The sequence below is a fragment of the Noviherbaspirillum sp. L7-7A genome (genome assembly GCF_019052805.1).
Lineage (GTDB): Bacteria > Pseudomonadota > Gammaproteobacteria > Burkholderiales > Burkholderiaceae_D > Noviherbaspirillum_A.
The window spans coordinates 466,632-479,759 of record NZ_JAHQRJ010000003.1 but is presented as its reverse complement, the minus strand read 5'-3'; the positions used below and the strand labels follow the sequence as shown (position 1 = coordinate 479,759).

Here is a 13,128-nt window from a genome sequence, read left to right as displayed (position 1 = left end):
CTCTGGTGTGCTCGGATGCGTTGCGTGCTTACTTCTTCTTGGCTGCGCTCTGCGGGTTCAGATGGGTGATGCGTCCGCTCTCGGTGCCGGCGTTCTCGTCGATGACCACATTGATCAGCGTGGGCTTGCCCGAACTGATGCCCTGCGCCAGCGCCGCCGACAGTTCCTCGGGCGTGTTCACGGTCGAACCCTCGCCGCCAAAGGCCTGCATCAGCATGTCGTAGCGCGCGCCCTTGACGAACACGGTGGGGGCCGGGTCGGCGCCGCCGGTGGGGTTGACATCGCAACCCTTGTAGACGCCGTTGTTGTTGAAGATCACCACCGTCACCGGCAGGTTGTAGCGGCAGATGGTCTCGACTTCCATGCCCGAGAAGCCAAACGCCGAGTCGCCTTCGAGCGCCACCACCGGCTTGCCGCTGGTCACCGCCGCGCCGATGGCATAGCCCATGCCGATGCCCATGACGCCCCAGGTGCCGGAGTCCAGGCGCTTGCGCGGCTCCATCATGTCGATCACGCTGCGCGCAAGATCCAGCGTGTTGGCGCCTTCATTGACGAGGTAGACATCGGGCTTGTCCTTGAGCACATCGCGCATGGCCGACAGCGCGGTCATGAAGTTCATCGGCGCGGACTTGGCCGACAGGGTCTTGGCCATCTTGGCGACGTTGGCATCGCGCTTTTCGGCAATGGCGCCGGTCCAGGCAGCATCGGGCTTGTCGAAGCCGGTCTGGTCGATCGCGGCCAGCAGTGCCGAGACGGTGGAGCCGATGTCGCCGGCCAGGGGTGCATCGATGGGCACGTTGGAGTCCATCTCCTGTGCCGAGATATCGATCTGCACGAAGCTCTTCTGTGCCCAGTCCTTGTGGTCCTTGCCGCCCCAGGTCGGGCCCTTGCCATGCGAGAGCAGCCAGTTCAGGCGCGCGCCGATGAGCATGACGCAGTCGGCTTCCTTCAGGGCGTAAGAGCGGGCGGCGATGGCAGCCTGCGGATGGTTGTCGGGCAGCAGGCCCTTGGCCATGGACATGGCCAGATACGGGATGCCGGTGCGCTCGACAAAGGCGCGGATGTCGGCATCGGCCTGGGCATAGGCGGCGCCCTTGCCGAGCATGATGACCGGGCGCTTGGCCTTCTTCAGCACGTCCAGCGCGCGGGCGATGGCGTCGGGTGCGGGCAGCTGGGCCGGTGCCGGGTCGACCACCTTGACGATGGAGCGCTGGGCGGCGGCGGCATCCATGGCTTGGCCGAGCAGCTTGGCCGGCACGTCGAGATAGACGCCGCCGGGACGGCCGGAGACGGCAGCGCGGATGGCGCGCGCCACGCCGATGCCGATGTCCTCGATATGGTTGATGCGGTAGGAGGCCTTCACATAAGGCTTGGCGGCATTGAGCTGGTCGAGCTCTTCATAGTCGCCCTGGGCCAGGTCAACGATCTCGCGCTCGGAGGAGCCGGAGATCATGATCATGGGGAAGCAGTTCACGGTGGCATTGGCCAGCGCGACCAGGCCGTTGAGGAAGCCGGGTGCGGAAACGGTCATGGCGATGCCGGGCTTTTTGGTCAGGTAGCCGGCGATGGCGGCGGCATTGACGGCATTGGCTTCATGGCGGAAGCCGATGAAGCGAAAGCCCTCGGCCTGCGCCAGGCGGGCCAGGTCAGTGATGGGGATGCCGACCAGGCCGTAAATGGTCTCGACGTCATTGGCTTTCAATGCATCGAGAAGCACGTGGAAGCCGTCGGTCTGCTCGGCAACGTCCGCGCCCTGCGCCTGGCCTGCCTCCTGGCTCTGCTCTTTCAGCAGGGTGGTCTCGTCGGTCTCGGTCTTTTTCAGTACTGAAGACATGCGTTCTCCTCTGTATGTTTTATGCGTGTCGCTCGCCATAAAGGGATATGGCCAGGCAGCTTGTCTGCCGACCCGCGCCGCAGGATGCCCCGGGGTCAGGTTGCGGCCATCATAGCGACGGCCGGGCTTTTTTCTCATTGACCAGGGTCAAGTTTGACAACATGAGTTTTTGCCTGCGGTCCGGCAAGGAAGAATCCGCAAGCAGGTACAGGGACATAGAAAAAAGCCTGTTAGCAAAGGGCGAAAATAAATTACCGCCAACCGGTTGCGCAAGTGGGGAAAGCCAGGCGCCCAGTTAAATTTGCGGAATTTTGGAAACTTAACCGCGATCAAGGAGAAAGCGCGAGCGTTCTTTGAGAATCAGTGCCAGGTTACCAGTAGCCATCAGGCACATCACCGGCAGTCCACAATACGGATCGCATCCTTGCTACTCGATGCTGTGGAAGCCGGCCAAGCGGGAAGGGCGGTTTGCAGACAGTAGCATGCTGTCATGGCCGCCGCGCATTGAACGAGGAGACCAAGTTCATGAATCAGCCCGGTTACACAGTAGAAACCAGAATAGCTCGGTCCCTCATGTCCCTGCCGTCATATCCGCTGGCGATGCGGCGGCTCGGTCCGCACACCCCCTTTACCTGACGAGTTGTTTTTGCTGCCCCAGCAGCCAAACAGTAAACGCGGTTTCTGTATCAGAGACCTATCCCGGAAAGCCGATACCGGCCCTGCTTTGGTAATCCCATCTGCACCGGGAAAATTTGGAAAATTGACATCGGTCAATTTAATTTTTTCCAAAGTTGTCCAGTATTTTTGTACCCATCCATGAATCGGAAAAATATCCGAACAAGGCCGGTTAGATTCCAATGCGGCAAACGGCAATGCCAGCAGCATGCTGGTCCAACAATACAACTACGACGGAGACTGAAATGGGTAAGACATTGCATTCAAGGGTCATCAGCGGTTCACTGAAATTTGCCGGGTGCGCGCTGGCAGTGGCTGCCGCCTTCGCGAGCGCGCCCGCACTGGCATGGGAGCCCACCAAACCGGTGGAATTCGTGGTGCCGGCCGGCACCGGCGGCGGCGCCGACCAGATGGCGCGCCTAATCCAGGGCGTGATCGTCAAGAACAAGCTGATGAAGCAACCGATGATCGTGGTTAACAAGTCTGGCGGCGCCGGGGCCGAAGGCTTCCTCGAAATCAAGGGCGCCAAGGGCGACCCGCACAAGATTGTCATCACGCTGTCCAACCTGTTTACCACGCCGATGGCAACCGGCGTTCCCTTCAGCTGGCGCGACATGACGCCGGTATCCATGATGGCGCTTGACCAGTTCGTGCTGTGGGTCAACGCCGATTCACCCTACAAGACGGCGCAGGATTTTGCTGCAGGCGTAAAGGCAGCCGGACCCAACAAGACCAAGATGGGCGGCACCGGCTCCAAGCAGGAAGACCAGATTCTGACCGTCGGCCTGGGCAAGGCCGTGGGCACCAAGTTCATCTACGTACCGTTCAAGGGCGGCGGCGAAGTGGCTGTGCAGCTGGTGGGCGGCCACGTCGATTCCACTGTCAACAACCCGATCGAGGCCGTGGCGCAATGGCGCGCCGGCAAGCTGCGCCCGCTCTGCGTGTTCGACGAGAAGCGCATGGACTACAAGGCCAAGGTGACCGAGACCCAGTCCTGGGCGGATATCCCGACCTGCAAGGAGGGCGGCATTCCCACCAGCTACACCATGTTGCGCGGCATCTTTATGCCGCCAGGCGTGACCAAGGAGCAAACCGAGTTCTATCTCGACCTGCTGAAGAAGGTCCGTGAGACGCCTGACTGGAAGGACTACATGGAGAAGGGCGCCTTTAACCAGACGGTGATGACCGGCACCGAGTTCACCCAGTGGCTGGAAAAGACCGAAACCATGCATCGCGACCTGATGAAGGAAGCAGGCTTCCTGGTGCAGTAACGGGACTTGGGGATGCGGCAATGGCGGTAACGCCTTCCCGCATCCGGTCCCATCCGGTTTCGCCGTCCAATCACTCTATCGGGGCATACAAATGGAGCAAATCAAGGAAGCCGACGAGGGCGCTCGCACTGGCGTTCCCACTTATGTCGTTGAAGCAGTCGTCGCCGGGCTGGTGCTGATCGCCGGCCTGGTCGTTATTTTCGGCAGCCGCAAGCTGGGCTCGGGCTGGACTTCGGATGGTCCAGGCGCTGGCTATTTCCCTTTCTATATCGGGCTGATCACCGCCATCTCCGGCCTGGGCGTGCTGTACCAGGCCCTGCTGGGCAAGAACCGCAATACCGAGATCTTCGTCGATGGCGAGCAGTTCAAGCGCGTGATGTCGGTACTGGTACCGGCTGCGGTCTATGTGCTGGCAATCCAGGTGATCGGCATCTATGTCGCGTCCGCCATCTATATCGCGCTGTTCATGGTCATCCTGGGCAAGTACTCCTGGGTGCGCAGCGTGATCGTGGCGCTGGCCGTGGCGATCCTGTTCTTCTGCCTGTTCGAGGTGTGGTTCAAGGTACCCCTGTTCAAGGGGATGTACGATCCGCTGAGTTTCCTCGGCTACTGATCCCCAACAGGCACGGCGCGGCCTGCTGGGCGCGCCTGTGAAAACGGAATTAAAGGAGTTTTGTTATGGAAGAAATCAGCGCGCTGTTCCATGGCTTCGCAGTCGTTCTGACACCGATGAATACGGTCCTGATGTTTGTCGGGATCATTCTGGGTGTGCTGATCGGCGTGTTGCCCGGGCTGGGAGGCGCCAATGGCGTGGCGATCCTGCTGCCCTTGACCTTCAGCATGTCCCCTACCTCTGCCATTATCATGCTGTCCTGTATCTATTGGGGCGCACTGTTCGGCGGGGCAATCACCTCGGTGCTGTTCAATATTCCGGGCGAGCCCTGGTCGGTGGCAACCACCTTCGACGGCTACCCGATGGCGCAGAAGGGGCGGGCCGGCGAAGCACTGGCGGCCGCCTTCACCTCATCCTTCGTGGGCGCCTTCGTGGCCGTGGTGATGATCACGTTCATGGCGCCACTGGTGGCCAAGTTCGCGTTGAAATTCGGCCCGCCGGAATTCTTCGCTGTCTACCTGCTGACCTTCTGCAGCTTCGTTGGCATGGGCAAGGGGTCGCCGTTCAAGATCCTCGCATCGATGGCGCTTGGCTTTGCGCTGGCGTCGGTTGGCATGGATACCGTGACCGGGCAGTTGCGCCTGACCTTTGGCTGGTCCGAACTGATGCGCGGCTTCGACTTCCTGATCGCCGTGATCGGCCTGTTTGGCATCGGTGAGATCCTGCTGTCGATGGAAGAAGGCTTGGCCTTTTCCGGCAAGTCGGCCAAGATCAGCCCCAAGGTGGTGCTTGAAACCTGGAAGCAGCTGCCCAAGTTCTTCATGACCTACATCCGCAGCTCGCTGATCGGCATCTGGATGGGCATCACCCCGGGCGGTGCCACGCCGGCATCGTTCATGAGCTACGGCATTGCCAAGAAGACATCCAAGAACGGCGCCAAGTTCGGCACCGGCGAGCTCGAAGGCGTGGTGGCACCGGAAACCGCGGCGCATGCAGCCGGCACCAGCGCGCTGCTGCCGATGCTGGCGCTGGGCATCCCCGGCTCGCCTACCGCTGCCGTGCTGCTGGGCGGCCTGCTGATCTGGGGCCTGCAGCCTGGTCCGCTGCTGTTCGTCGAGCAGAAGGACTTCGTCTGGGGCCTGATCGCCAGCATGTACCTTGGTAACCTGGTTGGCCTGATCGTGGTGCTGACTACCGTGCCGCTGTTTGCGTCCATCCTGCGCATCCCGTTCTCGATCATTGCACCCGTGATCATCGTGATCTGCGCCATCGGCGCCTACACGGTGCATAACGCCATGCTCGACATCTGGTTCATGCTGCTGTTCGGGATCATTGGCTATGTGTTCAAGAAGCTCGACTATCCGCTGGCGCCGCTGGTGCTTGCGCTGGTGCTGGGCGACAAGGCCGAGGATGCGTTCAGGCAGGCGATGCTGGTGTCGCAGGGCGAGCTGTCCATCATGTGGTCCAACTTCCTGGTGGGCGGCATCACGCTGCTGGCGATGATCCTGCTGTTCTGGCCGCTGATCTCCCTGGTCATCAGGAAGATTCGTCCAGTGCCCGTCAACACGCTGGCTGCGCAGCAGCCGGTCGACTGATCAGGAGGATGTCATGCCTGTCATCGCAATCACGCAGGAAATGGGATCGCTTGCCAAGGATGTCGGCATGCAGCTGGCCGACTCCCTGAAGCTCGATACCATGCGGCATGAAGTGGTGGAGCGCCTTTCGGAAAAGATGAACATGCCCAAGAGCGTGATCCGCCGCCTTCGCGAAGGCAAGGCCGGCATTGTCGAACGCCTCACCACCGATCGGCAGAAGATCGCCGTGTATTCGGCCGAGGAGGTGTTCGAGCTGGCCAACAGGGGCAATATCGTGCTGCGCGGTTGGGGCGCCACCTGCATGCTGCGGCCGGTGCCGCATGTGGTGGGCGTGCGCATCACGCGCTCGTTCGGGAATCGCGTGGACTGGCTGATGGAAAACCTTGGCACCGACGACCGCGGCTTTGCCGAGGATGAGATCCGCCGCAGCGACGAGGCTCATGCCGCGCGCATGCACCAGCAATTTGGCGTTACCTGGGGCGATCCGCTGCTGTACGATCTCGTGCTTAACACCGACCGGGTGTCAGTGGCCAGCTGCGTGGAACTGATCACGCAGCTGACGCGGCGCCCGGAATTCCAGGAAACCGAGGCATCGCGCGCGATGTTGGCCGACATGACCCTGACGGCGCGCATCCGCGCCGCCTTCAAGGACAACGAGGCCACCCGCGACACCAAGGTGACGATCGAGTCGCGCGGCGGGTTGGTCAGCCTGCATGGCATCGTGATCAGCGATGCCGAGCGCAGCGAGGCAGAGCGGGTCGTGGCGGCGGTGCAGGGGGTAACTGGGGTGGATAACCAGTTGCGGGTGATGTCGACTTCCCGGCGGTTTACTTCGGCGAAGTATTAGGGAGGTAGCTGGTTGGATAGGATGCCCGGCTGAAGCGATTCGGTCGGGCATTCTTGTTTGTTGTTCATCGTGCTGGCGGTTTGGGTCTCGGGTTAGACGGTGCTGCGCTGCCGGGTGATGCAATGCGGTTGCACTGCTGTGGAGACAAGCCGGGAGTCCGCCCCGGCGGCCGGGTTACTTTCTTTCCTTCGCCAAAAAAGTCATCAAAAAAAAGGACCCGGTGATGGCGTCCCGCTGCGTGGGGTTCCCGTGTCAGCGGTACCCCGCGCAGCGGGGCGCGCTCACCGGCAACTGACGGCAACGGCCACTTCAAAAACAACGGCAACGACAACGGTCGCTACGTGTAATGCAATGGCAACCGCAACGTCTCTTTGCGTAATCCAATGGAAACTGCCACCGGTGCTTTGGTAACATGGAATCCCCGAAGACGCACTCCACCATCTCGCAACGCAAGAAAGGTGAACCTTTCACGTCCCGCCCTACACCCACTATCCGGAAAGCGTAATACCTTGCCGGCCATCCTTATCTAACCTATCGGAAAGCTACCCCCGGAAAACCATTGCCCCGAAGCCGTCAGCCTTTCCGAATTCTGTTCAAAGGTCCGGTGTCAAGCCGCCTCGGGCGATGCCCTTGCTTCCCGCTCGACGAGCGCTGCTTCCGGCATGGCCAGGCCCTTGATCACCGCATCCCGCTTCTCCATCAGATGCTGACGCAGCAGATGGCCTAGCCTGGCGCCGTCGCGCGCTTCCAGCGCCTTGATCATCTCCTCATGTTCCTGGATCGCATTGTCCCATTTGCCCGGCTGGAAGTTAGACTTGAAGCGCAAGGCCAGCAGCCGACGGTTCATCGTCAGATACATCTGGCGCAGCACCGAATTGCGCGCGGCTTCATTAATCTTGTTATGGATGGTCTGGTTGCGGCTGTAATAGCCGGGCAGGTCGTTCTGTGCGCGGCAGGCCAGCATTGCATAGTGCAGCGCCTTGATCTCGGCAATCTCGACCGGCGTGATGCGCGCGGCGGCCAGTTCGCCGGACATCGCTTCCAGGCCGCTCATGACCTCGAAGGTTTCCCATATCTCGTTCTGCGACATGCGGGAAACGAAGGCGCCGCGGTTCGGAAAGGTGTCGATCAGCCCTTCGGCCGCCAGCACCTTCATCGCTTCGCGCAGCGGCGTGCGGGAGATGCCCAGGGTTTCGCAAAGTTCGCGTTCGTTGAGCTTCATGCCGGGGGCCAGCGCGCCCTCGATAATCAGGTTGCGCAGGTGGCTGACCACCGTGTCATGCAGCCGCTGACGCTCCACCTTGGTGACCAGCACGCGTCCCGTTTCCAGTGCATTGTTATCTGTATTTTGCATACTAAACCTCCGAGTGGCGGTATTTTAACCGAAGTACCCGCAAGTCAACTGCGGATCCCGGCGGACTTGGCCTGCTTATTGGAAACTAATGAATCAGCGGTAATCGGTGCACTTCATCATGTTTGTAGTTAGGCCGTATCGCAGAAACCAGTTTACGTCAGGTCATCTCGCTGTTAAAGTATTTTGTATTCAAAATTCAAAAGAAGAGACAAAGGACTCCCATGCTAACCCTCGACTTTCATCCCGCCGGCCGCCATTTCCTGCAGATTCCCGGTCCGAGTCCGGTTCCCGACCGCATCTTGCGTGCGATGAGCTATCCCACCATCGACCATCGCGGTCCAGAGTTTGGCGCGCTGGGTCTGAAGGTGCTGGAAGGCATCAAGAAGATCTTCAAGACAGAGCAGCCGGTCATCATTTATCCGGCTTCCGGCACTGGCGCATGGGAGGCCGCGCTGACGAATGTGCTAAGCCCTGGCGACCATGTGCTGATGTACGAGACCGGCCACTTCGCCACGCTGTGGAAGAAGATGGCGGAGGCGCTGGGCCTGAAGCCCGAGTTTCTCGGCTTGCCGGGCATCGAGGGCTGGCGTCGCGGCGTGCAGGCCGATCAGATCGAGGCGCGCCTGAAGGCCGACCCGGGGTATCAGATCAAGGCGGTGTGCGTCGTGCACAATGAAACCTCGACCGGCGTCACTTCCGACATCGCCGCGGTGCGCCGCGCCATCGATGCGGCCGGCCATCCGGCGCTGCTGCTGGTCGATACAATTTCCGGCCTGGCCGCGGCGGATTACCGTCACGATGAATGGGGCGTGGACGTCACGGTGTCAGGCTCGCAGAAGGGCCTGATGCTGCCGCCCGGCATCAGCTTCAATGCGGTGTCGAAGAAAGCGATCGCCGCCAGCAGGAACGCGAAACTGCCGCGGGCCTTCTGGGACTGGACCGACATCATCGAGATGAATAAGACCGGCTACTGGCCCTATACCCCGAACACCAACCTGCTGTACGGCCTGCATGAAGCGCTGGAGATGATCCTCGGCGAAGGCCTGGACAATGTGTTTGCCCGCCACCAGCGCCTGGCCGCCGCCGCCCGGGCCGCAGTGCACGCATGGGGCCTGGAAGTCCAGTGCGCCGACCCAAATGTCTATTCGCCCATCCTGACCGGCGTGGTGATGCCGGAAGGCGTCGATGCCGACCAGGTGCGCCGCATCATCTACGACAACTTCGACATGTCGCTGGGCACCGGCCTGGGCAAGCTAAAGGGCCGCATGTTTCGCATCGGCCATCTGGGCGAAGCCAATGACCTGTCGCTGATGGCAACGCTGTCCGGCTGCGAGATGGGCCTCAAGCTCGCCGGCGTGCCGCTGGCCGGCAGCGGTGTGAATGCCGCAATGGAGCAGCTGATGGCCGGCAAGGCGCAGGCACGCAAACAGGCGGCCTGACCCACAGCCTGAAACAGGGCTGGCATACGGCCCGACGCACACACCAGGACACGCAGACATGCATACCAAGCCACTCCACTTCATGCCGCCCGGCGCCGGCGCAGCGGCCAGCCCGCTGGAACGGCAGCTGCGCCAGGAACTGCGCGGCGACGTGCTGTTCGGCCGCGCCGACCGCGGCCGCTATGCCACCGATGCCTCGATCTACCAGATCATGCCGCTGGGCGTGGCGGTGCCGCGCGACCAGCAGGACCTGCTGCGCTGCCTAGATGTGGCGCGTCACCACGGGGCGGCGGTGCTAGCACGCGGCGCCGGCACCAGCCAGTGCGGCCAGACCGTGGGCGAGGCGCTGGTGATTGACAACAGCAAATGGCTCAACCAAGTAGTGGCGTTCGATCGCGCGGCGCGCACCGTGACGGTAGAGCCGGGCATGGTGCTGGACCATCTGAATGCATGGCTCAAGCCGCATGGCCTGTGGTTCCCGGTCGACGTGTCGACCGCCGCGCAATGCACCATCGGCGGCATGACCGGCAATAATTCCTGCGGCTCGCGTTCGATCGAATACGGCAACATGGTGCACAACGTGCTGGCGGTGGATGCCGTGCTGGCCGATGGCACTCAGGGCTGGTTCGGTCCGCAGGAGGGCATGGCACGCGATGGCCGCATCGGCGGCATCATGGCCGGCATCGAGCAGATTGCCGTGCGCGAGCGCAATGAAATCATCGAGCGCGTGCCCAAGGTGCTGCGCCGCGTGGCCGGCTACAACATCGACCTGTTCGACTGCCAGAATCCGCGCGCCTACACCGACGACGGCAGCGCCAACCTGGCCCATATCCTGGTGGGCTCGGAAGGCACGCTGGCCTACAGCCGGCAGATCACGCTGAAGCTAGCGCCACTGCCCACCCACAAGGTGCTGGGCGTGGTCAACTTCCCGACCTTCTACCAGGCCATGGACATGACCCAGCACATCGTCAAGCTGGGCCCGACCGCGGTCGAACTGGTGGACCGCACCATGATCGACCTGTCGCTGACCAATCCCGCCTTCGAGCCGGTAATAAGGCGCGCGCTGGTGGGCCAGCCGCAAGCCATCTTGCTGGTGGAGTTCGCTGGCGACGATCTGGCCGCGCTGGGCATCAAGCTAGCGCAGCTCGACGAGCTGATGGGCGACCTGGCATTGCCGGGCTCGGTGGTGCAGATGCCAGACGCGAATCAGCAGAAGGCGCTGTGGGAAGTGCGCAAGGCCGGCCTGAACATCATGATGAGCATGAAAGGCGACGGCAAGCCGGTGTCCTTCATCGAGGACTGCGCGGTGCCGCTGGAGCACTTGGCTGAATACACCAGCCAGCTCACTGAGGTGTTCCACAGCTATGGCACCGAGGGCACCTGGTATGCCCACGCCAGCGTCGGCACCCTACATGTGCGGCCCATCCTGGACATGAGGCGCCATGGCGCCAAGGACATGCGCGAGATCGCCGAAAAGGCCTCCGAACTGGTACGCAGGTACAAGGGCGCCTATTCCGGCGAGCATGGCGACGGCCTGTGCCGTGGCGAATGGGTGGCATGGCAGTACGGTCCGCGCATCAACCAGGCCTTTTCCGAGATCAAGGACCTGTTCGACCCTGACAACCGCTTTAATCCGGACAAGATCGTGCGTCCGCCGAAGATGGACGATGCCGCCAACTTCCGCTTCACGCCGGGTTACCAGGAACAGGCGCTGGAAACCCGGCTAGACTGGTCGGCATGGAATGTCAGGCGCGACCCGCTGACCGGCGAGGAAAGCGCGCCCGGCACCGGGGGCGACCGCACCGGTGGCCTGGCCAAGCTGGTGGAGATGTGCAACAACAACGGCCATTGCCGCAAGTTCGACGCCGGCACCATGTGCCCGAGCTATCGCGTGACGCGGGATGAAAAGCACGTCACCCGCGGCCGCGCTAACACCCTGCGGCTGGCCATCTCCGGCCAGCTGGGCACTGAAGGCCTGGCCAGTCCGGAAGTCAAGGAAGTGCTGGACCTATGCGTCTCCTGCAAGGGCTGCAAGCGCGACTGCCCGACCGGGGTCGACATGGCCAAGGTCAAGATCGAGGCACGCGCCGCCTGGACGGCAAAGCACGGCACGTCGCTGCGCGACAGGCTGGTGGCAACCATGCCGCGCTATGCGCCGCTGGCCAGTCGCTTCGGCCGCCTGCTCGCCGCCGCCGATGGCGTTCCGGTGCTGTCGGGCTGGGTTAAGGGCAGGCTGGGCCTAGCCCCGCAGCGGGCCTTCCCGCGCTTTAAAAAGTCATTCCTGTCTGGCGCGGCCCCGCACCCGGCACAAGCCGGCGGCAGGGAAGTGCTGCTGTTCGTTGACACCTTCAACAACTACATGGAGCCGGAAAACGCCGCCGCCGCGCGCGACGTGCTGGAAGCGGCCGGCTACACGGTCCACTTCAACAGCCACGCCGGCGAACGGCCGCTGTGCTGCGGCCGCACCTACCTGGCGGCCGGCATGGTCGACGAGGCTAAGGCCGAAGCGCGCCGCAGCCTCGATGCGCTGCTGCCTTACGTCGAGCGTGGTGTTGCCGTGGTAGGGCTGGAACCATCCTGCCTGCTCTCGCTGCGCGATGAGTTCTTGAGTTATGGCTATGGCGAGGAAGCGGAAAGGCTGGCGGCCTCATCCTTCCTGTTCGAGGAATTCCTGGTGCGCGAGAAAGCGGCGGGCCGGCTTGCGCTGGACCTGAAGCCCCTGGCCACCGCCAGCGCGCTGGTGCATGGCCATTGCCACCAGAAAGCATTCGACGCAGTGCGGCCGGTGCAGACCGTGCTGGGCTGGATACCGCAACTGCAGGTGTCCATGATCGAGTCCTCCTGCTGCGGCATGGCCGGCAGCTTCGGCTACGAGGCCGAACACTACGACGCCTCACAGGCCATGGGTGAGCTGTCGCTGTTCCCGGCGGTGCGCAAGGCCGGTGCCAATACGCTGCTGGTGGCCGATGGCACCAGCTGCCGGCACCAGATCGAAGACGGCACCGACAGGCAGGCGATCCACGTGGCACGGGTGCTGGCCTCGGCCCTGAACGCACCACGCCTCTGATTACATGGTTGCGGCCGCCGTGCCGCAGGCACCTGCGGCACGGCGATGCGCCATCTATCCAGGGCATGGAAGACAAGCCATTGACGGGCGGGCATGGTATGTTCAGCGGAACATCACCAACAGCAAAAGATCCATGGCGCCTGAAAACATGCTCTGGCTGATTTCGTCCATTTTCCTGGCCGTCATCTCGTTTCTAAAAGCAATGCAGGGCCCGCAGAGGATAGGCGCGTTTGCGATCGGCACCGCGATGTCGGCGCAGGCGCTGGCCATTGTCACCGGCCACGACAGCCTGGCGATGTGGTTCGGCGCGGTCGGCGTTGGCATTGTCTTGCTGCTGTTCGTCGGCGAAGTGCTGTGGCGAAAACGCCATGGCAAGGATCTGGAATGACCGTGCCGGCAACCGGGTTCATGCATGCGGCACACAGGAGGCATG

10 protein-coding genes are annotated in these 13,128 nt (G+C 62.4%); 7 read left to right on the top strand and 3 right to left on the bottom strand.

Annotated features, from left to right (window positions below; all coding sequences use genetic code 11):
- Positions 1 to 28: 28 nt before the first annotated feature.
- A complete protein-coding gene (gene oxc, locus KTQ42_RS23620) occupies positions 29 to 1,834 on the bottom strand; it encodes an oxalyl-CoA decarboxylase (protein ID WP_217347769.1) in 1,806 nt (601 codons plus the stop codon).
- A 585-nt stretch (positions 1,835 to 2,419) separates the two neighbouring features.
- Complete coding sequence (locus KTQ42_RS23615) at positions 2,420 to 2,719, bottom strand: hypothetical protein (RefSeq protein ID WP_217348049.1); 300 nt, start codon at positions 2,717 to 2,719, stop codon at positions 2,420 to 2,422.
- 35 nt (positions 2,720 to 2,754) lie between these two features.
- Between KTQ42_RS23615 and KTQ42_RS23610 the strand changes: the two genes are divergently transcribed.
- The 4 genes from KTQ42_RS23610 (at position 2,755) to KTQ42_RS23595 (ending at position 6,835) form a co-directional block, all read left to right on the top strand.
- Positions 2,755 to 3,780: a tripartite tricarboxylate transporter substrate binding protein gene (locus KTQ42_RS23610; protein ID WP_217348048.1), complete on the top strand. Its 1,026-nt coding sequence runs from the start codon at positions 2,755 to 2,757 to the stop codon at positions 3,778 to 3,780.
- A 91-nt stretch (positions 3,781 to 3,871) separates the two neighbouring features.
- Entirely contained in the window at positions 3,872 to 4,393 is a 522-nt protein-coding gene (locus KTQ42_RS23605; protein WP_217348047.1) for a tripartite tricarboxylate transporter TctB family protein, read from the top strand.
- A gap of 65 nt (positions 4,394 to 4,458) precedes the next feature.
- The gene (locus KTQ42_RS23600) at positions 4,459 to 5,988 is read left to right on the top strand and encodes a tripartite tricarboxylate transporter permease (RefSeq protein ID WP_217348046.1); all 1,530 of its coding nucleotides are present in this window, start codon (positions 4,459 to 4,461) and stop codon (positions 5,986 to 5,988) included.
- A 13-nt stretch (positions 5,989 to 6,001) separates the two neighbouring features.
- Positions 6,002 to 6,835, top strand: a complete 834-nt coding sequence (locus tag KTQ42_RS23595; RefSeq protein ID WP_217348045.1) for a cytidylate kinase family protein — start codon at positions 6,002 to 6,004, stop codon at positions 6,833 to 6,835.
- 607 nt (positions 6,836 to 7,442) lie between these two features.
- Here KTQ42_RS23595 and KTQ42_RS23590 read toward each other — a convergent pair.
- Positions 7,443 to 8,189 carry a GntR family transcriptional regulator gene (locus KTQ42_RS23590; protein ID WP_217348044.1) on the bottom strand — a complete coding sequence of 249 codons (747 nt, stop codon included), beginning with the start codon at positions 8,187 to 8,189 and terminating at the stop codon, positions 7,443 to 7,445.
- Between the two features lie 221 nt (positions 8,190 to 8,410).
- Here KTQ42_RS23590 and KTQ42_RS23585 point away from each other — a divergent pair, with 221 nt between their 5' ends.
- From KTQ42_RS23585 to KTQ42_RS23575, 3 genes are read left to right on the top strand one after another with little or no spacing between them, the layout of a single operon-like run.
- Entirely contained in the window at positions 8,411 to 9,628 is a 1,218-nt protein-coding gene (locus KTQ42_RS23585; RefSeq protein ID WP_217348043.1) for an aminotransferase class V-fold PLP-dependent enzyme, read from the top strand.
- 58 nt (positions 9,629 to 9,686) lie between these two features.
- A complete protein-coding gene (locus KTQ42_RS23580; protein WP_217348042.1) occupies positions 9,687 to 12,695 on the top strand; it encodes an FAD-binding and (Fe-S)-binding domain-containing protein in 3,009 nt (1,002 codons plus the stop codon).
- 4 nt (positions 12,696 to 12,699) lie between these two features.
- On the top strand, positions 12,700 to 13,083 hold the full coding sequence (locus tag KTQ42_RS23575; RefSeq protein ID WP_217348041.1) for a hypothetical protein: 384 nt from the start codon (positions 12,700 to 12,702) through the stop codon (positions 13,081 to 13,083).
- The last annotated feature ends 45 nt before the right edge of the window (positions 13,084 to 13,128 follow it).